Annotated in this window: 22 protein-coding genes and 6 pseudogenes; 9 read left to right on the plus strand and 19 right to left on the minus strand. The window is 39.2% G+C overall.

Features of this window, described 5'->3' with window-relative positions; translation table 11 throughout:
• Window positions 1-3: 3 nt before the first annotated feature.
• The 6 genes from KUH03_RS28250 to KUH03_RS28275 all read right to left on the minus strand — a co-directional run bounded on the left by KUH03_RS28250 (window position 4) and on the right by KUH03_RS28275 (window position 4,264).
• A complete protein-coding gene (locus KUH03_RS28250) occupies window positions 4-237 on the minus strand; it encodes a MarR family winged helix-turn-helix transcriptional regulator (protein ID WP_257087764.1) in 234 nt (77 codons plus the stop codon).
• Window positions 238-266: 29 nt separating this feature from the next.
• Entirely contained in the window at window positions 267-437 is a 171-nt protein-coding gene (locus KUH03_RS28255) for a hypothetical protein (protein ID WP_257087765.1), read from the minus strand.
• A gap of 125 nt (window positions 438-562) precedes the next feature.
• Entirely contained in the window at window positions 563-2,452 is a 1,890-nt protein-coding gene (gene secD, locus KUH03_RS28260) for a protein translocase subunit SecD (protein WP_257087766.1), read from the minus strand.
• A complete protein-coding gene (locus KUH03_RS28265) occupies window positions 2,389-3,141 on the minus strand; it encodes a hypothetical protein (protein WP_257087767.1) in 753 nt (250 codons plus the stop codon). The genes secD and KUH03_RS28265 overlap by 64 nt, the downstream gene beginning before the upstream one ends.
• Window positions 3,066-3,536, minus strand: coding sequence for a hypothetical protein (locus KUH03_RS28270; protein ID WP_257087768.1), 471 nt, complete (start codon window positions 3,534-3,536; stop codon window positions 3,066-3,068). The genes KUH03_RS28265 and KUH03_RS28270 overlap by 76 nt, the downstream gene beginning before the upstream one ends.
• Window positions 3,537-3,790: 254 nt before the next feature.
• Entirely contained in the window at window positions 3,791-4,264 is a 474-nt protein-coding gene (locus KUH03_RS28275) for a hypothetical protein (RefSeq protein WP_120261948.1), read from the minus strand.
• 222 nt (window positions 4,265-4,486) lie between these two features.
• Between KUH03_RS28275 and guaB the strand changes: the two are divergent.
• From guaB to murA, 4 pseudogenes are all read left to right on the plus strand, one after another.
• A pseudogene (gene guaB, locus KUH03_RS28280) lies at window positions 4,487-5,959 on the plus strand (IMP dehydrogenase).
• A gap of 143 nt (window positions 5,960-6,102) precedes the next feature.
• Window positions 6,103-8,380 (plus strand): annotated as a pseudogene (locus KUH03_RS28285) (ATP-dependent helicase).
• Window positions 8,381-8,502: 122 nt separating this feature from the next.
• A pseudogene (locus KUH03_RS28290) lies at window positions 8,503-9,239 on the plus strand (DUF4290 domain-containing protein).
• Between the two features lie 277 nt (window positions 9,240-9,516).
• A pseudogene (murA, locus tag KUH03_RS28295) lies at window positions 9,517-10,841 on the plus strand (UDP-N-acetylglucosamine 1-carboxyvinyltransferase).
• Between the two features lie 177 nt (window positions 10,842-11,018).
• Here the strand turns inward: murA and KUH03_RS28300 are convergent.
• On the minus strand, window positions 11,019-11,423 hold the full coding sequence (locus KUH03_RS28300) for a DUF5606 domain-containing protein (protein WP_120261943.1): 405 nt from the start codon (window positions 11,421-11,423) through the stop codon (window positions 11,019-11,021).
• 25 nt (window positions 11,424-11,448) lie between these two features.
• Window positions 11,449-11,907: a peptidylprolyl isomerase gene (locus KUH03_RS28305; protein WP_120261942.1), complete on the minus strand. Its 459-nt coding sequence runs from the start codon at window positions 11,905-11,907 to the stop codon at window positions 11,449-11,451.
• Between the two features lie 168 nt (window positions 11,908-12,075).
• Here KUH03_RS28305 and radC point away from each other — a divergent pair, with 168 nt between their 5' ends.
• The 5 genes from radC to KUH03_RS28330 all read left to right on the plus strand — a co-directional run bounded on the left by radC (window position 12,076) and on the right by KUH03_RS28330 (window position 14,815).
• Window positions 12,076-12,774, plus strand: a complete 699-nt coding sequence (radC, locus tag KUH03_RS28310) for a DNA repair protein RadC (protein WP_257087769.1) — start codon at window positions 12,076-12,078, stop codon at window positions 12,772-12,774.
• Between the two features lie 17 nt (window positions 12,775-12,791).
• On the plus strand, window positions 12,792-13,541 hold the full coding sequence (locus KUH03_RS28315) for a class I SAM-dependent methyltransferase (protein WP_257087770.1): 750 nt from the start codon (window positions 12,792-12,794) through the stop codon (window positions 13,539-13,541).
• 246 nt (window positions 13,542-13,787) lie between these two features.
• A complete protein-coding gene (locus tag KUH03_RS28320) occupies window positions 13,788-14,249 on the plus strand; it encodes a hypothetical protein (RefSeq protein WP_257087771.1) in 462 nt (153 codons plus the stop codon).
• A 100-nt stretch (window positions 14,250-14,349) separates the two neighbouring features.
• Entirely contained in the window at window positions 14,350-14,484 is a 135-nt protein-coding gene (locus tag KUH03_RS28325) for a hypothetical protein (RefSeq protein ID WP_257087772.1), read from the plus strand.
• A 55-nt stretch (window positions 14,485-14,539) separates the two neighbouring features.
• The gene (locus KUH03_RS28330) at window positions 14,540-14,815 is read left to right on the plus strand and encodes a hypothetical protein (RefSeq protein ID WP_257087773.1); all 276 of its coding nucleotides are present in this window, start codon (window positions 14,540-14,542) and stop codon (window positions 14,813-14,815) included.
• 366 nt (window positions 14,816-15,181) lie between these two features.
• On the opposite strand, the pseudogene KUH03_RS49270 reads toward KUH03_RS28330, so the two are convergent.
• The 11 genes and pseudogenes from KUH03_RS49270 to KUH03_RS28390 form a co-directional block, all read right to left on the minus strand.
• Window positions 15,182-15,289, minus strand: a pseudogene (locus KUH03_RS49270) (hypothetical protein); the annotation flags it as partial.
• A 234-nt stretch (window positions 15,290-15,523) separates the two neighbouring features.
• A pseudogene (locus KUH03_RS49275) lies at window positions 15,524-16,289 on the minus strand (DEAD/DEAH box helicase).
• 86 nt (window positions 16,290-16,375) lie between these two features.
• Window positions 16,376-16,912, minus strand: a complete 537-nt coding sequence (locus KUH03_RS28350) for an SNF2 helicase associated domain-containing protein (protein ID WP_257087776.1) — start codon at window positions 16,910-16,912, stop codon at window positions 16,376-16,378.
• Entirely contained in the window at window positions 16,909-17,217 is a 309-nt protein-coding gene (locus KUH03_RS28355; protein ID WP_257087777.1) for a hypothetical protein, read from the minus strand. The genes KUH03_RS28350 and KUH03_RS28355 overlap by 4 nt, the downstream gene beginning before the upstream one ends.
• 29 nt (window positions 17,218-17,246) lie before the next feature.
• Window positions 17,247-17,405, minus strand: coding sequence for a hypothetical protein (locus KUH03_RS28360; RefSeq protein ID WP_257087778.1), 159 nt, complete (start codon window positions 17,403-17,405; stop codon window positions 17,247-17,249).
• A 98-nt stretch (window positions 17,406-17,503) separates the two neighbouring features.
• On the minus strand, window positions 17,504-17,647 hold the full coding sequence (locus KUH03_RS28365; RefSeq protein ID WP_257087779.1) for a hypothetical protein: 144 nt from the start codon (window positions 17,645-17,647) through the stop codon (window positions 17,504-17,506).
• A gap of 286 nt (window positions 17,648-17,933) precedes the next feature.
• Complete coding sequence (locus tag KUH03_RS28370; protein ID WP_257087780.1) at window positions 17,934-18,254, minus strand: hypothetical protein; 321 nt, start codon at window positions 18,252-18,254, stop codon at window positions 17,934-17,936.
• 251 nt (window positions 18,255-18,505) lie between these two features.
• On the minus strand, window positions 18,506-19,348 hold the full coding sequence (locus KUH03_RS28375) for a TonB-dependent receptor (protein ID WP_257087781.1): 843 nt from the start codon (window positions 19,346-19,348) through the stop codon (window positions 18,506-18,508).
• A gap of 8 nt (window positions 19,349-19,356) precedes the next feature.
• Window positions 19,357-20,331 (minus strand): TonB-dependent receptor plug domain-containing protein, encoded by a 975-nt coding sequence (locus KUH03_RS28380; RefSeq protein WP_257087782.1) that lies wholly within the window; start codon window positions 20,329-20,331, stop codon window positions 19,357-19,359.
• Between the two features lie 19 nt (window positions 20,332-20,350).
• On the minus strand, window positions 20,351-20,902 hold the full coding sequence (locus KUH03_RS28385) for a hypothetical protein (protein ID WP_257087783.1): 552 nt from the start codon (window positions 20,900-20,902) through the stop codon (window positions 20,351-20,353).
• Window positions 20,893-21,159 carry a hypothetical protein gene (locus KUH03_RS28390; RefSeq protein WP_257087784.1) on the minus strand — a complete coding sequence of 89 codons (267 nt, stop codon included), beginning with the start codon at window positions 21,157-21,159 and terminating at the stop codon, window positions 20,893-20,895. Before KUH03_RS28390 ends, KUH03_RS28385 begins: the two co-directional genes overlap by 10 nt.
• Window positions 21,160-21,254: the final 95 nt, after the last annotated feature.

The raw sequence follows: 21,254 nt of genomic DNA on the forward strand, positions 1-21,254 counted from the left end.
CTATTATACATTTAAATTGTTGTAAATGGTGTTTAATATTCTTGTAAAATCCGCGAAATCTTTTTCTGTTAATTTCTCCCAGGCTTTCATGCGGATCGCTGCGACGATAGGGGATAAGGATGCCACCTTAAGTTTCCCTTCTTCCGTCAAATGGAGATAGAGACTTCGGCGGTCTGTCTCGTCAATAACACGTTCAGCCAAACCTTTTTTCAGTAGGATATCCACGATACGGGTCAACGTGGGTTGATCTTTGCCGCATCGTTTAGCTAATTCTTTTGGGATAGCTGGTCAGTTTCATATAGCGCCTTTAAGACGGCCCATTGATCCACCGTAATGTCAAATCCCTTTTCTGTAAAGGACGATTGCGCAAATTGTTTTACCTTCTTGGCCGTTTGATCCAAGATGAAAGAATAACGGTCGAATTTTTCGTTTAGCATACAAATATTTAGTACAACAAATATCTAAAATTATTTAGTGCAACAAGTAATTTGAATGCAATAAAAAAAGGCGTTCAAATTTTTGAACGCCTTTTTATGTTATTTTAAAGTTTATTATGGTCTTACTACTTCAGCTTTTTTGCAGTATTACCTTCAGCCAAATGCTTTCCTTTACGTAAATCGTATACAGAAGGCGCAGCCAGGATAATTGAAGAATAGGTACCCACAATAACACCGATTAGGATCGCGAAAGAGAATCCACGGATAACCTCACCACCAAAGATGAACAAGACTGCAAGAACGAAAACGATCGTCAATGAAGTAATGATTGTTCTACTCAATGTTGAGTTGATCGCATGATTTACAACCTCACCAAGATCTTCGTTATGCGCATTAGGTTTTGATACGAATTCTCTCAAGCGGTCAAATACAACCACAGTATCATTCACCGAGTATGCGATTACCGTTAAGATGGCCGCCACAAAGTGTTGGTCAATATCCAATGAGAATGGCACAATACCATCCAATATGGAGAATAAACCTAATAGAATAATTGCATCGTGGATGGTTGCAATCGCTGCACCCACTGAGTACTCCCATTTGCGGAAACGGATTAGGATATAAGCCGCCACGATAATAATGGAGAATATTGCCGAGCTAGTTGCTCTTGACTTGATGTCTGATGCAATACTAGGTCCTACTTTTTGTGAGGACAGAATCTCATGTTTGTTGGAAGCATCTACCTTGGATAGTCCTTGGTTTAATTTATCCAATACTTCCTTATCGGCAGCATCAGAAGTTTCTTCAATATGATACGTTGTTGTCACACGAAGTTGGTTTGATGCACCAAATACTTTTACTTCAGTTGTTTTTTGGAAAATATCGTCCAAACTGGTACGAACAGCTTCCGGATCAACTGGTTTATCGTAACGAACAGTATAAGTACGTCCACCTTGGAAATCTACACCTAAACTGAAACCTTTTGTGAAAATTGAAGCTGCAGAAATTAAGACTGCTACAACGGAGATTGCGTAGAATACTTTACGTTTTTGAACGAATTTGAAGTTTGCATTATGCAAGGTGTTTGCAGACCAAGGGAAAGATACTTTAATTTTAATATCTTTTTCCAACATCCATTCAAAAATAACACGTGTTACAAGTATTGCTGTAAACAATGATGTGATAATACCAACCATCAATGTTGTTGCGAAACCTAAAATTGGACCACTACCAAATAAGAATAAGATGATACCAATTAAGAATGTGGTAATCTGTGAATCTAAGATAGATGGTAAAGCATGTTTATAACCATCAGCAACCGCCTGACGAATTGATTTTCCTAAGCCCAATTCCTCACGGATACGTTCATAGATCAATACGTTAGCATCGACAGCTGTACCCATTGTCAATACGATACCGGCAATACCAGGTAAGGTCAGTACGGCATTGAGCGATGCTAATACACCCATGATAATGAATACGTTCAACAATACAGCAATGTTAGCCACGATACCTGCAGTGTTGTAGTATGCAATCATGAAGATCATCACAACGACAATACCGATTACCGCTGAATTGATACCCGCATCAATAGCCGCTTGTCCCAATGTCGGACCAACAACTGCTTCTTCAACGATTTTAGCTGTGGTCGGAAGACGACCAGCTTTCAATACGTTTGCTAAATCTTTTGTATCCTCTACAGTAAACGAACCTGAAATTGATGAACTACCATTTGGAATTTCACCATTAACAGAAGGAGCTGAATAAACTACATTATCTAAGACGATAGCGATAGCATCTCTATTTTGAGCCGCTTTTGCTGTGATTTTCTTCCATTCACGTGCACCTTCATTATTCATTTGCATACCAACGACAGGTTGGTTTTTCTCATCAAAGTTGGCATTTGCATCAGTGATCACGTCACCAGTCAATACAGCACCATTATCTGCTCCTACTGCTTTGATAGCATATAGGAAAGTTGCTCTGGTGTTTTTTGCTCTGGTTTTACCGCCCATAAAAGCTTTAAGTTACCTGGAAGAATTGATTTTACTTCTGGGCGTTGCAAAAAAGCGTTTACTTTAGCTGTATCTTTCAATGAAGCAATACCGACCATAGCGCCAGGCATAAGTGCCATTTGTTGGTTTTCACCCATATAAACTGCTGGACGTAACACTTCAAATAATGGGTTTTTCTGACCTAGATTAAGCGCTGCACTATCCTTTTTAGCTTTGCTGTCTTTTTGACCACCGGTTAAGTTGGACAATAAATCGTCTGACTTTTTCGTTGTGTCAGCAACAGTTTTAGTTGTCGCAGCTGGTGCAGCTTTTAAAGTAGTTGCTAATGTTCTGTCAATATTTTCTAATACAGGGTAAACTTCTTGATTGGTGTAAGTCTCATAAAACTCCAATTTAGCCGAACCTTGAAGTAGATTACGAACACGACTTTCGTCCTTTACACCTGGTAATTCCACTAAGATACGGTTTGTACCTTGTTGAATCTGGATGTTTGGTGAAGCAACACCGAACTTATCAATACGTGTACGGAGTACTTTGTACGAATTTTGAATGGCGTTGTCAGCTTCTTTTTGAAGGAATGATTCAACTTTTGAATCAGAATCACCTGGTTTAATTAAAGAAGCGTTGTCTTTTGTCGAAAAGAATGTCGAAAGTGGGGTAGAAGCTCCAATGGATTTATATTCTTCCATAAATAAAGCGACAACCGTTTTTGACTGGTTTTGCTTTTTGCTACCGCTTGTTCCAACGCTTTGTTGAATTTCTCATCTTTTGGATTGTTGGCCAGATTACGGATCAACTCATCCAATGAGATCTCCATGGTAACGTTCATACCACCTTTTAAATCCAATCCTAAAGCCAGTTCATTCGCTTTTGCTTCCCTATAGGTGTATTTCGCAAAACCTAAATTGTACACTACTTCACCTGCCATAGAGTCTAGATAGCTCTTTTCTTTTGCCAAATCTCCTTTGGCAAAATTCTCAGCATCTTGCTCCACTTTGCGGGTCACCCAAGTAAATGATAGGGAGTATAGACACGCTAATGACACCACTATCACTAAAAGTTTAATCAGCCCTTTACCTTGCATCGTCTGTTATTAATTGTATTAATTTTAATGTTAAATACTGTTTATGTAATTGATAATTAGTTCTTGTTTAATCACACTTTACCAAGAATGGCAAAGGTATAAAATTTTTGTAGAATGAAAAGCTTTATTTATGCCATTTAGGTCAAAGGCATAAAATTAGAAGAAATGCTGAAAAAAAGAAATATTTAATGGATTTATTTTATAAAAAAGGCCCTGCTCAAACTTGAGCAGGGCCTTTTTATAATTCTTTAACACTATCTCAATGTATATTTAATACCGAAAGTGAAAGTTGAAGCATCGAAATCATTACCATGATTTAATCTCCAGTCTGGTTTCCAGTCTGCGTGAAATCCGATAGGGGCAGCAGGGATTTTAAATTCCAAACCTAATTGTGGTCTTAAACCAACAAGAGTAATGTTGTCACCAGCGTCAACAAATGTCAATTGCGCACCAACACCTGCATACCATCCTAATCCGTTTACACCACGGAATGGTCTAGCATATTGATAATCCGCACCTACAGCAACAACGTTGTCATCAAACATCACTTGCGCTTGACCATTGTTTGTTCCACCAAAAGATTGCTTGTATTGAACACCCCAAAGATCACCACCAGTTCCGTCAAAAACAACACCAATAGCGGCACGTTGTGGTGATTGAGCTTTCGCTTCTTGTGCACCAAATGCTAATGCTGCAACAGCAGCTAATGAGAGTAAGGTCTTTTTCATAATTATCTTTACTTTATATTTTCATTAATTAAAATTACTTTTCGTGCTAACCAAAAGCAAATAGCTTGCCAAAAAAAGGATGCAAGCAGCTAGGGTGATCTTTTGTGTCAATTCATAACCGTTCTAATTTGTCTAGCGATTGTAATTTGTTTATTTTTTTTTTTATATTGCTTATTTTTCTTAGATTTGCCTGGCAAATAGAAAACCCAATACATATTTGCCATGCAATTAGATCCACAAAAATTCGTAGCAGAAGGTCTCACTTACGATGACGTTTTATTAATTCCAGCTTATTCTGAAATTTTACCACGTGACGTCGATACGAGTACCTCGCTGACAAAAAAATCAAATTAAATATTCCATTGGTTTCTGCGGCAATGGATACGGTAACTGGTGCTGATTTAGCAATTGCTATAGCACAAGCGGGCGGTATTGGTATGTTACATAAGAACATGACTATTGCAGAGCAAGCCGCTGAAGTACGCAAAGTAAAGCGTTCTGAAAGCGGTATGATCCAAGATCCAGTAACACTATTAGCCAATGCTACTGTTGGTGATGCCTTTAATATTATGAAGGAACATAAGATTGGGGAATTCCAGTGGTTAATGAAAAAGGTCAATTAGTGGGGATCGTAACCAATCGTGACCTTCGCTTTCAAAAGATATGACTCGTCCGATCAATGAGTTGATGACGAAAGATAATCTTGTCGTTGCTCCCGAAGGAACGGATTTGGTGAAAGCAGAAGAAATTCTTCAGAACGAAAAAATTGAGAAACTTCCAGTTGTCAACAACGAAGGTATCTTGAAGGGTTTGATCACCTTTAAGGATATCCAAAAATATAAGCATTATCCGAATGCAGCTAAAGATAGCCATGGCCGTTTATTAGTAGGTGCTGCAGTAGGTGTTACTCCAGATACATTGGATAGGGTTGAGGCTTTGGTAAAAGCTGGTGTGGATGTGGTAACGATCGATACGGCACATGGACACTCCAAAGGTGTTATTGATAAATTGAAATTGGTGAAATCCAAGTTTCCAGAACTGCAGGTGATCGTAGGGAATATTGCAACAGGCGCAGCCGCAACAGCATTGGCTGAAGCTGGTGCAGATGCCGTAAAAGTAGGTATCGGACCAGGTTCAATCTGTACAACACGTATTATTGCAGGGGTCGGTGTTCCTCAATTGTATGCGGTGTATGAAGTCGCTAAAGCACTTAAAGGAACAGGAGTGCCTTTGATCGCTGACGGTGGTATCAAACAAACAGGTGATATTGCAAAAGCTATCGCTGCTGGAGCAAGCACAATTATGGCTGGATCTTTATTTGCCGGCGTGGAAGAAGCTCCCGGAGAGACTATCATGTACGAAGGACGTAAATTTAAATCGTACCGTGGTATGGGATCTATCGAAGCAATGGAAAAAGGATCTAAAGACCGTTATTTCCAAGATGTGGAAGATGATATCAAAAAACTAGTCCCTGAAGGTATTGTGGGCCGTGTTCCTTATAAAGGTACATTGGCTGAAGTTGTATATCAATATATCGGTGGGTTACGTGCTTCAATGGGTTATTGTGGTGCTGCAACGATCGAAAAACTGCAAGATGCACAATTCGTTCGAATTACAGGTGCCGGATTGAGAGAGTCTCATCCGCATAATATCTCTATTACGAAAGAGTCACCAAACTATAATAGCAGAGGTTAAACACAAGTGATACTATAAAAATCCGACGGTTTTAAATTGTCGGATTTTTTTGTGCAAAAATATTGGCATGATTGCCCTAGTGATCGATAGGAAATTTGTACTTTTATACCCTATTCTCAGGTTTTAAAATTTAAGGAGTTAATTTGGATTATTTAGCGGGTTTAAACCCTTCACAACGAGGAGCCGTAGAGCAAACAGAAGGCCCTGTGATGATTGTTGCAGGAGCCGGTTCAGGAAAGACACGGGTAATTACCTATCGTGTTGCACACTTGATTCAAAAAGGCGTTGATCCATTCAATATATTGGTATTGACATTTACGAACAAAGCAGCCAAGGAAATGCGTGCGCGTATTGTTTCAGTCGTCGGAAGCGAAGCGAAAAACATTTGGATGGGAACATTCCACTCCGTATTCGCAAAAATACTTCGCGTTGAAGCTGAACTAATAGGATACCCTAGAAATTTTACCATCTACGATACAGACGATACCAAAAGTTTGTTGCGTGCCATCCTAAAGGAGATGAACCTGGATGATAAATTATACAATGTCAACCATGTTTATGGCCGGATATCACAAGCCAAGAATAATTTGATATCCCCTCAGGAATACAATAAAAATGAAGCCATATTAGCCGAAGATATTTCAAATGGACGTGGACAATTGGGACAGATTTACATGACCTATGCACAACGCTGTTATCGCGCGGGTGCCATGGATTTCGATGATCTCCTGTTCAAGACAAATGTTTTATTGAATAAGCATCCAGAGGTATTACACAAATACCAACATCAATTCCGTTACCTGATGGTCGATGAGTATCAGGATACAAACTTTTCCCAGTATCTAATTGTAAAACGACTGGCCGCAGTCAATGAAAATATCTGTGTTGTTGGGGATGATGCGCAGTCAATATATGCTTTTCGGGGAGCGAATATCCAGAATATATTGAATTTCCAGAAAGATTATCCAGACGTGAAGATTTTCAAATTGGAGCAGAATTATCGGTCCACCAAAATGATTGTCAATGCCGCAAACTCAGTGATCGCCAATAATCAGAATCAGCTGGAAAAGAATGTTTTTTCGGATAACGAAGAGGAGGAAAAAATCAAGGTTTCACGTGCTTTTTCCGATAATGAAGAAGGAAAGATCGTTGCAGACCAGATTATTGAGGAAAAATCCTTAAAGGGACTCAATTACAAAGATTTTGCGATTCTCTATCGTACCAATGCCCAATCACGTGCGATGGAGGAGGCGCTGCGCAAGATCAATATACCTTATAAGATCTATGGTGGTACATCCTTCTATCAACGGAAAGAGATTAAAGATCTGATCGCTTATTTCCGTCTCACCTTCAATCCCAATGATGAGGAAGCATTGAAACGTGTGATCAATTATCCACGTCGGGGAATCGGGGATACAACCATAGAAAAGATCATGATTGCTGCCGATCAAAATCAATATCGTATTTGGGATGTTGTTGCGAATGCGGCACATTTCCTGGATGGTCGTAGTGCGACCTCTGTTGGTGGTTTCGCGCAGATGGTACAAAGTTTTCAGGCTTTGGCTAAAAATAATAATGCGTTTGATACCGCCATGCATATTGCACAGCACTGTGGTATCTTGAAAGAACTTTACGAGGATAAGTCGGTAGAAGGGTTGGCGCGTTATGAAAATATTCAGGAACTACTCAATGGTATCAAAGAGTTTTCTGAACGGGAAGATATTGAAGACCGCGGTCTGGATGTCTATATGCAGGATATCGCGTTATTGACCAATGATGACAACGATAAAGACCCCAATGCGGATACAGTTTCTTTGATGACGATACACTCTTCTAAAGGACTTGAATTTCCCGTTGTTTTTATCGTAGGTCTAGAAGAAAACTTGTTTCCGTCTCAGTTGTCATTGAATTCCAGGACTGAATTAGAAGAAGAACGAAGACTTTTTTACGTTGCTGTTACGAGAGCTGAAAAAAATTACTACTTTCGTATGCTACTTCGCGATATCGTTGGGGAACGTTGAATAATTGCGAACCCAGTCGTTTTTGGATGAATTGAATCCTGCTTGTCTTGCACTGGATTTTAAACCACGACAAACTTCCGCCTCAGCCGGCAGTTTTCAAGGCGAACGAATTGCATGGCAACAAAAGGACAGTGATGATACGTTTTCTAAACCTAAGCCTAAAGCAATGGTTAAAACAACGTCTATACTGCCCAAAGCCCACAAACCTACTGCGGGTTTTGCTCCTTCTGACACATCAAATCTTCAGGTCGGCATGGAAGTTGAACATGAACGCTTTGGATTTGGTAAAGTTGTCAATCTCGAAGGAAACAAAGGAGATATAAAAGCAACTATTTTCTTTAAAGAGTTGGGACAGAAACAATTGTTGCTTAAATTTGCAAAACTTAGAATAATTCAATAATAAAATACCAAAACGAGATCTTAACCGTTTAATTAGGTACTTATATTAGCTATATGAACTTTGACTACAACAGCACTAGGCCAAAATTGATCCTTGCAGAATATGGCCGCAATGTGCAAAATATGGTAGATTACATCTGTAGTTTACCCACAAAGGAAGAAAGAAATAAACATGCCCAAATCGTGATTGACATGATGGGGTGTTAAATCCACATTTAAGAGACGTTTCAGATTTTAAGCATAAACTTTGGGATCACTTACAGATTATCTCTGATTTTAAGCTTGATATCGACTCGCCATATCCTATTGCGACAGCAAAAAGTGTTAAACATGAAGTTGAACATTTAGGCTATCCGCAACATTCGATTAAATTCAAACACTATGGATTTACAGTGGAGAAAATGATCGATAAAGCGCTGAAGGTAACTGATGAACCTAAGCGCGAGCAGATGGTTATCGGTATCGCTAATTTTATGAAAATGGCATACGTTACCTGGAACAAGGATTCAGTATCTGACGAATTGATTATTCAGGATCTGAAAGAATTGTCAGGATATCAATTAACTTTACCTGAAGGTACGGTATTGACTAAACTTGATTTTAAAACCCCGCCTCCAGGAAATCGTATCAAAGGTCCTACAACGAACAACTCTAGTGGAAACAATAATAGCCATAGCAACAATAATAGTTCTTCAGGTTATCAGTCGAAAGGCGGGGGTGGTAGTGGCAAGCCTCGTATGTCAAATAACAATAACAATATGAAGCGTAACAACTTTGGCAGCAACAACAATAGCAATAACAATAATAACAACAATAGAAATAGAAAACCTCAAAATAATTACAATAATAAAAGAGGCTAGTTCTTTAAGTTTTTGATTTAAGAAGCAGGCAATTGCGAAGTGATTCATAGATTTCTTTACAATTGCCTTCTTTATTTATAGTATGGATTTGTCTGTCAGTCCGGGTTTAGGTGATCGATCAATAAGACCCTTGACGGCTTAGGATTCTTGATTGGACAGCTCCACAAAATTTTTTCAATACAATTTGTCGATTTTAAGAATCCCGAAGTGTCATTTAGTGACATAAGCTAAATTATGAGTCGGGTTTTGTTGTAATAAGAAGATATCAGTTATATAAATGAATGCATTTGAAATAATCGGTGGAAAACCGTTAAAGGGAGAGATTATTCCTCAGGGAGCAAAAAATGAAGCGTTACAGATTCTGTCAGCAGTTTTACTGACTGAGGAACCCATGACCATCAGTAATATTCCCGATATTAAGGATGTCAATAAGTTAATTGATTTGTTGGCTGCATTGGGTGTTAAAATTGATCGTATAGATAAAGACACTTACGTTTTTGAAGCGAAAGATATTAATATAGATTATTTCCAATCACCTGAATTTAAAGAAAAAGGTGGTGGCTTACGCGGTTCCATTATGATTGTTGGGCCACTGTTGGCTAGATTTGGAAAGGCTGCTATCCCTAAACCGGGAGGCGATAAAATTGGACGTAGACGTTTGGATACTCACTTTCTAGGTTTCGAAAAGCTAGGTGCTAAATTCGTTTACGATGCTGCCACACATTTCTTTAATGTGGATGCAACAGAGTTAAAAGGTAATTATATCTTATTGGATGAAGCTTCTGTGACTGGTACGGCAAATATCGTTATGGCTGCTGTATTAGCCAAAGGAGTAACAACTATTTACAACGCTGCATGTGAGCCCTATTTGCAACAACTTTGTAAGATGTTGAATCGCATGGGGCTAAGATATCAGGTATTGGATCCAATTTATTGACCATTGAAGGAGTAGAACGTCTTGGTGGAACATCACATCGCATGTTGCCTGATATGATCGAAATCGGCTCCTTTATTGGCTTAGCAGCAATGACCGGATCAGAAATTACCATTAAAGATGTTTGTTTCCAGGAATTGGGTGTGATTCCATCGGTATTCTCCCGTTTGGGTATCCAGTTTGAATTGCGCGGAGATGATATCTTTATTCCAGCACAGGATTCTTACGAAATTGATACTTTTATAGATGGTTCTATCTTGACAATCTCGGATGCACCATGGCCAGGGTTTACGCCGGATCTATTGAGTATCATTCTAGTGGTAGCAACGCAAGCGAAAGGCAACGTATTGATTCACCAAAAGATGTTCGAAAGCAGATTGTTCTTTGTCGATAAATTGATCGATATGGGGGCACAGATTATTTTATGTGATCCACACCGTGCGACAGTAATTGGTTTGAATAAATCGCATTCTTTGAAAGGTATCGAAATGACATCTCCAGATATTCGTGCAGGAGTATCCTTATTGATCGCAGCATTATCGGCGAAAGGAAAATCTGTGATCCATAATATCGAACAGATCGAACGTGGATATCAAGATATCGAGGAGCGTCTACGTAAATTAGGAGCAGATATCAAGCGTGTTGACGTGGAGCCGAAAGGACACTAGTCTTAAATTGGGAATAAGTAGCCCGTAAAAAATAATATTTGATAATAAGAGCCTCGGAGAAAATCTGGGGCTTTTTTTATGAAATGAGGTTTATGAAATGAAGTATAATAACAAAACTTGAATAAATAGAAAAGGAGTTGATCATATCAACTCCTTTTCTATTTATTTGCTAGCCCATTATACCAAAGGAGCTGGTGCTTCTTCTTCAAATAAAGGGAATTCCTTGATAATATTGTACCAAGTAATCACTTTCTTGATGTCTGATGTATATACACGGGATTCATCATGGCCAGGAGCGACTTCACGGAAGAAATCTCTCAATGTAGCACCATCCGATTTCGTGTCCGGTAATGTCAGACCTTTTTCTTTAATGGTTTCGAAAATATCCAAAAGACGGATTTCTTCTTCTTCACCATAAATGGTAATATCTTCCAATGTCGCCATTTTTGTCGAAGATAAACTTACTATAGACTTGATTTTCGCTTGATCAAGGGTTTCTAAAATAAAACCACCTTTATTTTGTCCAACCAACTTGAACAATCCTGGTTTACCAGTTACAGATACTAATGCTCTTAAATTCATTTTAATTTTTTTAAATCTCAAAGAATTAATCTTCGATTACTTCGATTGATAAAATACGGTCTCCTTGTCTGATATCATCTACCAGATCAACATTCTCAATTACTTTTCCGAAACAAGTATGATTACGGTCTAAGTGAGCTGTATTGTTGCGGCTGTGGCAAATGAAAAATTGAGAACCACCTGTATTGCGACCAGCATGTGCCATTGACAATACACCTCTGTCATGGTATTGATTTTCTCCAGTTAATTCACAATCGATTTTATAGCCGGGACCACCTGTTCCAGGGATGCCTGCAGCGCCTTCACGTGAATTTGGGCAACCACCTTGAATAACAAAATCAGGGATAACACGGTGAAAAGCCAAACCATCATAATAACCTGATTTAGCAAGTTTAATAAAATTTGCCACTGTATTTGGAGCATCAGCTGTGTAGAAATCCACAGTCATGTCGCCTTTTTCTGTTTTAATAATCGCTTTACTCATGTTCAAAAATTTTTATGAAATACAAAGATAATGTTTCAGAGTGAAATGTGAAGTAATTCGTAATCTCCATTTTTTTTTTTTAATTGATCTATCTACGGATCAATGACCTGAAAAATAATGCGAAATATTTTATATATTTATGTGAGCTAGCCAATTAAAGTTAAAACAATGTCAAATCTGCACAAATTAGTTATCAGGGAATGGTCTGAGGCGGATCGACCCCGCGAAAAATTATTAAATTTAGGACGGAGGGCCCTTTCCGATGCAGAATTATTGGCAATTTTGATTGGGTCTGGCTCAATGGACGAAAGTGCAGTGGAACTATGCCGACGTATATTGGCCGATGCCAACAATAGCTTAGACACAGTCTCGAAGATGGAAGTCTATGAATTGAGTCAATACAAAGGTATTGGTGAGGCCAAAGCCATCTCGATTATTGCAGCCTTAGAACTGGCGCGACGTAAGAAGGAGGCTCCTGTAGAAGAAAAGAAGATCTTAAATAGCAGCAAGCGCGTGTATGATTTTATGAAACCTATTCTACAAGATTTGCCCCATGAGGAGTTTTGGACACTATATCTGAATACTGGATGCAAATTACTGGATCAACAGCTCATTGGTCGTGGTGGAAATGATTTTACACCGGTCGATGTTCGAATCATCCTAAGAAATGCCCTTGCAATAAAAGCACATTCTATTGTGCTGATTCACAACCATCCTTCTGGGACTTTGCAGCCTAGTCATGCTGACAGGATTCTGACGCAAAAAATTGTCGAGGCATCAAAAATTATGGATATTACAGTAAATGATCACCTGATCTTTACAGACAATGGATATTATAGCTTCAGAGATGAAGATATAATTAATTAGGTATAGGACAATCTAACATGAGCAAAAATAGTATTGAGCGATTTACAGGCAGGGTCGTGGATTATGAAAAATTTAGACCCAATTATCCAAAGGAAATTATTCAGATTCTTAAAGAAAAGATAGGTTTGGATAAGAAATGGCTAGTTGCAGATATCGGTAGTGGTACAGGTTTATCGACGCAGCTGTTTTTAGAAAATGGAAATGACGTCTTTGCCGTTGAGCCCAATCGGGAGATGCGGGAATCATTGGTACACCATTTTAAAACCTACCGGAATTTAATTGCATTAAATGCCACGGCTGAGGATACGTCCATAGAATCCAGTTGTGTGGATTTAATTTTTGCGGGACAGTCTTTTCATTGGTTTGATCGGACAGCCTGTTACAACGAATTCAATCGTATTCTTACCAAAAATGGTCATATCGTCTTGGTTTGGAATCAACGTGATCCAGCGGATGCTTTCCAACAGGAATATGAACAGTTTTTACGTAATCATATTCCTAATTACCAATCTGTCAGTCATAAAAATATATGCGATGACGACCTTCGGAGTTTTTTTGCGGATAGACCAATGACAAAGGTCTCTTTACCTAACCAACAGATTTTCGATCTAAAATCGTTTCTGGGAAGGGTAAGATCATCTTCTTATTTTCCTAAAGAAGGGGATGAAAATAAAAGCTTATACGATGACCTCCGCTTATTGTTTGAAAAGTATGCAATTTCTCAACGTATCGTGTTTAAATATATTACCGAGATCTATATCAGCTAAGACACACTAGTGGAACCTGTGGGAGCCTTTTGTTGCTTTTTTTTATTGAAAACGAGTTTGGTCGGCCCGAATGTGTGTCATTAGCGGCAAAATATGATCATTATCCGTACTCGCGGATACCAATTGTAAAGTGTATGGCATTCGGTATCACCTATGTCTGTGATAGTTAAAAAAATGTTAAAGATCTCGCTGGAATGGGTACATGGCATTTTATTTGGAAGTGATTGAGGGATAAGTTAAAAAGATATGTTTGGAGTTGAATTAATATTCTTTAGACGGTGTTTATTTCTAGTGCCAATTTTCGTGTTGGCAGGCAGGGTAAACGGTCAACAGCTTACTTCCTTCAGTAGCTGGGAGGGGAATTTTCATTTTGCGAATCGTTGGATAGATCCTTTTTTCCCTTTAAATATTCAGGCTAATGTGGTTGCATTGGACTTAGACGTCAATGATAAAGCCAAAAATTCAGTCGTAAAGAAACAAACTATAGATAAAGTAGATCGTCCGACCGCAGAGGTTTCGATTCCCGTTGTGGAAGATAGCAAGCCTAAAGCGGGGATAAAATACTCCTCTTCCCGTTCAAGTACATTATATCGTGTAGCCTTGGATAAACAGCTTGACGAGCGCTATGATGGAAAGCAAGTTTTTGTGGATGCAAAAGGGGTAAAATATATAATTGATTCGAAATATAGAAAGCAGATCATCAGGTGATTATGTGGTGAAGTTAAAACTTTGTTAAAAAAATATTGTAAAGAAATTTTGGCATTTGTATTGTACTTTTACCTATAATTATTTAAATAACAATTGGGTTATGAAATCAATAAATCGTTTCAAAAAAATCACAGCTGCATTAGCTCTGATCGCAACATTTGGATTGGGACAATCCTATGCGCAAACTGCTCCTAAAAAAATGGAGAAAGAAGCAAAAAAACAGAACAAAAAGTAAAAGAGGTAAAGACCAAGGCCTCCGGGACCGAAACGAAAGCTGCCCCACTAAAGCGATGGAAAAGAAAGATGCAGTAGCCAAAGAGAAATCTACTCAAGCAAAAAAAGCTACTGAAACCAAAGCTGCTCAGGTGGAAACCAAAGAGAAAGCCGTAAAGAAGGAAGCTACGAAAGCAGCTGAGACAAAAACTGCTCAAGTAGAAACCAAAGAGAAAGCTGTAAAGAAAGACGTTACTAAAGCGCAAAAACAGGTGTCTGCTGTTAAAAAGATGCCGCAGCAACAGCCGACAAGGCAACCAGCGAAAAATACAACGGCCATACAGTTTATCTAGGTCCAAAAGGAGGTAAATATTACATCAATGGAAATGGTAATAAAACCTATATTTCCGATAAAAAATAGTATTTAAGAAAACATTATACGTAAAGGGGCATCCATGGATGCCCCTTTTACGTATAATCAATTATTTTTACCGCAATATATTCAATAGGTATTCTTTGTCGAGGTAGAAAGCATTTAAACTTCCACCATCTTCAAGAATCGTGCTGCTGATTTCTTTTTTATGCTGTTGTAGCACCTGAATTTTATCCTCAACCGTATTCGGACTGATCAGACGAACGGCGGTGACATTCTTTCGTTGGCCAATACGATAGCTACGGTCGATCGCCTGTTGTTCAACGGCTGGATTCCACCATGGATCGACCAGATAGACAACATCTGCTGCTGTGAGATTAAGACCCGTCCCGCCAGCTTTGAGACTAATGAGAAAAACACGGATATTTTGATCCGTTTGGAAATCGCTGACCAGCTGCCCCGGTTTCTGGACTGACCGGTCAGTGTAAGCGACGCTATTCCATTCTTATCCAATGCTTCCTTAATCAGTCGCAACATGCTGACAAATTGCGAGAACACGATGATTTTATGCTGATCTTTTTGTGTTGGATTTGTTCCACCAGCATTTCGATCTTAGCCGAATCATCTGCAGATGTCAGGTCTTCGCTTTGTAACAATTTACTGGAATTGCAGATCTGACGCAATTTGGTCAGACCTTTAAGAACATGCATGGGACTTTTTTGATTTCATCCCCATCTTTAGCAGAGATAAATTCACGGAACTCCTTTTCATAGAGATCGTAAATCCGACGTTGCGCAGTTTTCATTTCACAATAGAGCACCAATTCATTTTTTGCGGGAAGATCATCCAATACATCCTGCTTTGTTCTCCGCAGGATAAATGGCTTGATTTTTTCCTTCAACATCCTTTTTCTTTTACGATCGTGAAAAGCATCAATTGGTGTCGTATAGACGTCTTTAAAATATTTCTTATTCCCCAATAAACCCGGAACAGTAAACGAGAGCTGTGCAAATAAATCCATGGTGTTATTCTCAATAGGCGTTCCTGTAAGAATAATACGGTTTCTCGACCGCAATAGATTTACTGCTTTGTACCGTTGTGAATCTGGATTTTTATATGCTGAGATTCATCGAGTATGACGTAATTGAATGTCAGCTTCTTTAATCTATTGATATCGGTCAGTAGATTATGGTAAGAAATAAGCACGATATCCAGCTCTTCAAAACGGTCTGTTATATCGCTTCGGTTTGGTCCTTCGAGGATCAGCGTGTTAAAAGATGGCAGGAATTGCTGAATTTCATGCTTCCAATTAAAAATCAGTGTGGTCGGAAGAACCAAGAGTGTTGGAGCGGATATACCCTTTGCTTTTGGGTTGCCAGAAAGGCTAGGATTTGGACCGTTTTCCCCAATCCCATATCATCAGCTAGACAGGCTCCGAAATTTAACTGGTCCAAAAAGTTGAGCCATTGCAGCCCTTGTTGCTGATAGCTGCGTAAATCTCCAACAAAAATATCGGGTAATTGTACTGGTGGGTATGTTGCTAAAGCGGAAAGTTGATTTTTAAATAGTTAACCTCGGCTGATACTTCCTGATCGAGCTCTTTTTTGTCAAAGAGCAGATCGATTTCGCTAAACTTATATTTGGGAATCTGAATAAGTTCATCCTCGATGATTTCAGCGGCATTAAAATAGGCTTCAAATTTTTCCAGCCATTCCTCGGGTAAAATACCAAGCGTACCATCATCTAGATTGATAAATTGAGAACGATTGCGAACAGCTTTTTCAAGCTTCTTCAGTGAAACACTTTTAGGGCCAAATTTGACTAACATATTGGCATTAAACCAATTTTGGCCACTTAATACCTCAATTTGTATCTTGCCTTTGAAACGGCTTAGTTTATTCCCCTTTAACGTATTGAACCCTATAATCTGGATACCCTGATTGTGCCATTCATCGAAGGCATTCAAAAACCAGTCTTTATCCAGAAAATATTTGCGGTGCAAATAGAGATGCTGAAAACTATCATCATCTAATTGCTCCTGAAAATAGGGATGCTGCTTGAGCAGTAGTGAGATCACTTTGGTTTCTGCCTCTTTTTTCGTTCCACCAAAAATTGGGCTCCTTTTGCATCAGTTCCAAAAATGTTCCTTTTACTCAAAATAGGAACTTCAACATCGCCATAACGCATGACAGGTATCATGTTGACAAAGTCTTCCGATTCTTCCAGGAAAAGGAGTGCTTGCATATCCTGATAGTAGAGATTTTCCTTCAATTGGGGTTTGCTCGCCTTGGGAATATCCTTGAAATTTAAGGCGACTGAATTGGCAAGGGGTTCTAGAAATAGCTCATTAAACTCTTTAAACTTGTTGCGGTGTATACGCAATTGATTGCCTTTGTTTCCAAAAAGTCGAATCAGCTTGAGGTGAAGTTTATTTTCGACAAGGTAGAGGTGCTTTTTATCAGGATAAAGTGGTCAAAAAGAATATGCAGATCCTGTAGATCGTAAGTGATACCGTAAATGGATAATTCCCCTTTTATACTATAGAATGCGTCATTTTGCTCGACTAACAATTTAATCTCTCCCTTATTCAGACTGATCTGAATTGGAGATAACGAAGTAGCTGTTATATTTTCTGCTTTTTCGTGATCGTGGAGGTAGAAATCCAGGGTCAGCGGATTTTTGCAATAGCACGCAAACTGCGTTCAACAGCGACATCCGCTTGTTGTAAAGGTTGAGCAAGCTGGTTGATTGCTGCAAAAAACTGGGTTTCTTCAATGGAATCAGTTTGCCAGATACGTGTTTGACTTTCCATAACCGAAATGGGATTTTTCGGTGCCCCCGATTTCGACTGTGGCGCTTGGCATAACAATACCTGTAATTGCTTATAATAGCGATTGCGCGTTAGTACGATAAAACTATGCTGCTGTTCACTTGAAGGTTTAGAGGGGCTTGCATTCGGCTCCAGTAGATCAAAATCATCTATGGAGGTCAGGTGTTTGTCTTTTAAGACGAATTGCAGATCAGCATCTTTAACCTGTGCCGAAAAATAGGTTTCCAGCGCTGGCTCATTTTCTAAACCATACTGAACAGCGGCCTTTTTAGTAGATTTCGATAACGGTTGAGGTCAAAAAAGATAACCAGTTTTCTTGTCCGAATAGTTTCGTTAACGTTGCTTTCTGGTGGGTACAAAAGCCTGTTTGATCACAATTGCAGAAAAGCGAAGTTACAGGTGATTTGTAAATAACCATCACCTGAAAATTCGTATAGCTTTCGATCACCTGAAAGGTAGCTTGATTGAATTCCATCTCCAGGACATTGATTTGGATATTTGCCAAGGCGGTATCCATCCAGGGAAAATAAGAGTAACGGCTTACTGTACCGAAATCTATTGTTGTCAATGTATGTTGATGGAAATCCATACGGAGTATATTAAAAATTAAAATTCATGCCGCCATAATAATTTCGCAATGGGGCTGGGTTGAAATACCGACCACCGAAAGCGTTGATGTCATTACCAAGGCTATATTTTTGGTTCAGCAGATTGTCGGCACCAGCAAAAATACTGACTTTATGTCCATGGCCTACAGATTTGCTCCAGGATATTTTGCCTTGTAAAAGATGGTAACGTTTTGCATAAACGGTATTGGCGTCATCAATGGTATGGCAGCGGTTAAATTGGAAAGTAGATCCAAGCGAAGTTGATAGGGAAAAGAATATTTAAAGTGTTTACCCAAACTGTTTTTGGGACAGCGGTTAATTTATTGCCACTGTAATCTTTATCCCCAACTTGATAGTTTTTGAAAGAATAGTTATTTAATGAAAAATTGCTTCCGACCTGTAAACTACGGATCAGTCCGGCAGACGTTGGTGTTAACAAATAGGCGAGTATTGAAGCTTCAATTCCTTTTTGATCTATTTTTCCTGCATTCTGAAAATATTCTGCTCCAGATTCGCGTACTTGCCGAATAATGGCATCATCCATTTGATACGTGTATGCTGCTGCATCTAATATAACACGGCGGTTCCACAAGTGCCATCGAACACCGAATTCATGGTTGGTTCCAGTCTCAGGCCTTAGGTCCTTATTGATCATATTGTCAGATGAGCGCACTTCCGCAATTGTCGGAGCTGAAAAACCTTTTGAAATAGAAGCCCGGACTGCTAATGTTGGCGTTGCCATATAGGAGACGGCGGCTCGCGGCATCCAGGTATTGCCAAAATTGATATGTGCCTTATCCTCTTGTGCAATTGGATAGCGCTGTTGGTAAGCGATTTTATTTTCATTGAGCCCAATGGACAGTTCGACTTGAAGACGTTCCAACCAAGCTAGCTGAGTGCGCGCAAAGAATGACTGTTGACTATTTTCCAGCTTATCTTTGGCTTGTGGATTGCCAGCCTGCCCTTGATTATTATCATAATTGTCTATATCGTACCAACCTTTTTGAGCCTCTAAACCAAATTGTAGTTCATACGTTAAGTTTTTGCTGAACCGATCAACATAGGATAAATACAACCGTGTCCCTAAGTTTTTTTCATCTCTTTTTCATAATTGGTGATAAATGGGTTTTTGATCTGGTTGGACGAACCGAATACATTGGCAAACAAGGTTAATTTAGAATTGATACTCGTTTGGTTGCTTACACCGCCAAAAAATGTTTTATCATAGATTGCCGCTTTTTGTTCCGCAGCACTTGGATTCGGGCCACCTTTGGGACGAGATTGCCGGCGATCGCTCTCCAGTTGTGCTGTAGTAAGACCTCCGGGAGTTTGATATCCCAAGTCGGTATAGAATCCCGTGAATTTGAGTTCAGAATGTTTTGCATATTGCCAATTGTAGTTCAACTGGATGGTTTTCTTGTTCAAGGATGAATGTTGCCGATAACCGTCGCTGCGTGTCCAGCTTTGATTGATCGCCAATTGCTGTGTCTGATTGATTGGAAGCACCGCATTGAGCTGCTGCTGAAATAAGCCATATGAACCTCCGGTTAGCTGTAAGTTGACTTCTGGTTTGGTCAGGGTATTAAAACCCTTGCTGTAGAGTGAAATTACACCGCCAGAGTTGGCACCATAAATAGAACCATCGGGTCCTTTCAAAATATTGATCTGGTCTATTGCGTAAGGATCAATCAGATTGAGGTAAGTGTTTCCTCCAGCATCTGTGAGCGGAAAGTCATCCAGATAGATCTTTACGTTACGGACACCGAACGGAGAACGGAGCATGCTACCCCGTAATGCTAAACGATAGCTTCCGGGAGAGCGTTCTTCCATGCGTAGTCCAGGTACCGTATTCATGACAGCCACAAGCGCTGGCGATTGCTGAGATTGAATCCGCTGCTGACTTAATACGGCAGCGGATGATGTAAGTCGTAGTAAGGGTTGTTTATTAAAATAAGCTTTAATTTCGACCTGTTCAAGTCTATTGTTGATGCTGTCAGTCGTTTGGGCATATAATTTACCGCATAGACAAATTGCGGCAAGTAGGTAATTTCTTTTCATTTTTAATGGTTAGGTTGGCCTAGTCAGCAAATTCTTGGCTAAAGTAAATTTCAAAAACTGCTTTGGTTTTATTGTATTTCAAGCATTGATAATTGGCATATACCGAGCTCGTCGGTATGCACAGCGTATTTGCCATAGCATTTGTCGGGAAATCCCTGCTTAAGCATCCTCGTTTGAGGTCAAAGATATGATTGGTTGAAATATTGTTGATCGAAAATGCATTTTCATCAATCAAATAATTTGATTGACTTGAACGGATATAATCCTCTTGATAAATCAATTCTGCGCCAATACTATAATCTACTGTTCCATTGGCATAGTAACAATCGGATTGATGTAGCAAATTGGATACTTGTACGTCCCGATATAATGTTTTAAAGCGTTTATTCTTCTGATCAAAAAGAAGGATTTCAATTTGATGTTTTTCTTTATCATAAACAATATATGCCAGATCGTTCCCTTTATTCTCAAAAATATCTCCTTTTGTATGCGCCAAGATATTGAGATTTGCATGACTCTCGAAATAATTCTTTTGCTCTTCAGCAAGGTCTGCTTGCAGTTTTAGATGCAACTTTTCAAAGAGTCCTCATCAGCCAATTTGACCAGCTGTTCGCGTTGCTGATTAGCCATCTTATTGAATCGTGGATTAGTATAGGTGGAGGTATCGAGCAAAGGTTTCACTACTTGGGGACTTTCAGTCGCCTGCTGACTTTGGTTATTGACCACACTGTCTTTTGTAGGAATGGTCTGAGGATTAGATTGTGTTGTTTGCTGACAGGAAGCAAATCCAAAAAGCAAAAGGTATAGAAAAATTGTCTGTAAATTCATGCGTATTTATCTTCAATGGGGGACTCCATCCCTTAGATTCTGGACGAAGTCACAATATCGGCTAATTTAATGATTTTATAGAAAAGAAGTCTTGC

It is taken from the genome of Sphingobacterium sp. E70 (assembly GCF_019285695.1).
GTDB lineage: Bacteria > Bacteroidota > Bacteroidia > Sphingobacteriales > Sphingobacteriaceae > Sphingobacterium > Sphingobacterium detergens.

What these genes read in the sequence shown, in the direction of transcription:
- radC (WP_257087769.1), top strand. Translation starts at nt 12,076, where the DNA reads ATGTCAAATCTGCACAAATTAGTTATCAGGGAATGGTCTGAGGCGGAT.
- secD (WP_257087766.1), bottom strand. Translation starts at nt 2,452, where the DNA reads ATGGGCGGTAAAACCAGAGCAAAAAACACCAGAGCAACTTTCCTATAT.
- KUH03_RS28370 (WP_257087780.1), bottom strand. Translation starts at nt 18,254, where the DNA reads ATGGATTTCCATCAACATACATTGACAACAATAGATTTCGGTACAGTA.
- KUH03_RS28265 (WP_257087767.1), bottom strand. Translation starts at nt 3,141, where the DNA reads ATGGAAGAATATAAATCCATTGGAGCTTCTACCCCACTTTCGACATTC.
- KUH03_RS28380 (WP_257087782.1), bottom strand. Translation starts at nt 20,331, where the DNA reads ATGAAAAGAAATTACCTACTTGCCGCAATTTGTCTATGCGGTAAATTA.
- KUH03_RS28390 (WP_257087784.1), bottom strand. Translation starts at nt 21,159, where the DNA reads ATGAATTTACAGACAATTTTTCTATACCTTTTGCTTTTTGGATTTGCT.
- KUH03_RS28320 (WP_257087771.1), top strand. Translation starts at nt 13,788, where the DNA reads ATGTTTGGAGTTGAATTAATATTCTTTAGACGGTGTTTATTTCTAGTG.
- KUH03_RS28270 (WP_257087768.1), bottom strand. Translation starts at nt 3,536, where the DNA reads ATGCAAGGTAAAGGGCTGATTAAACTTTTAGTGATAGTGGTGTCATTA.
- KUH03_RS28325 (WP_257087772.1), top strand. Translation starts at nt 14,350, where the DNA reads ATGAAATCAATAAATCGTTTCAAAAAAATCACAGCTGCATTAGCTCTG.
- KUH03_RS28275 (WP_120261948.1), bottom strand. Translation starts at nt 4,264, where the DNA reads ATGAAAAAGACCTTACTCTCATTAGCTGCTGTTGCAGCATTAGCATTT.
- KUH03_RS28305 (WP_120261942.1), bottom strand. Translation starts at nt 11,907, where the DNA reads ATGAGTAAAGCGATTATTAAAACAGAAAAAGGCGACATGACTGTGGAT.
- KUH03_RS28300 (WP_120261943.1), bottom strand. Translation starts at nt 11,423, where the DNA reads ATGAATTTAAGAGCATTAGTATCTGTAACTGGTAAACCAGGATTGTTC.
- KUH03_RS28255 (WP_257087765.1), bottom strand. Translation starts at nt 437, where the DNA reads ATGCTAAACGAAAAATTCGACCGTTATTCTTTCATCTTGGATCAAACG.
- KUH03_RS28330 (WP_257087773.1), top strand. Translation starts at nt 14,540, where the DNA reads ATGGAAAAGAAAGATGCAGTAGCCAAAGAGAAATCTACTCAAGCAAAA.
- KUH03_RS28365 (WP_257087779.1), bottom strand. Translation starts at nt 17,647, where the DNA reads ATGGAAAGTCAAACACGTATCTGGCAAACTGATTCCATTGAAGAAACC.
- KUH03_RS28315 (WP_257087770.1), top strand. Translation starts at nt 12,792, where the DNA reads ATGAGCAAAAATAGTATTGAGCGATTTACAGGCAGGGTCGTGGATTAT.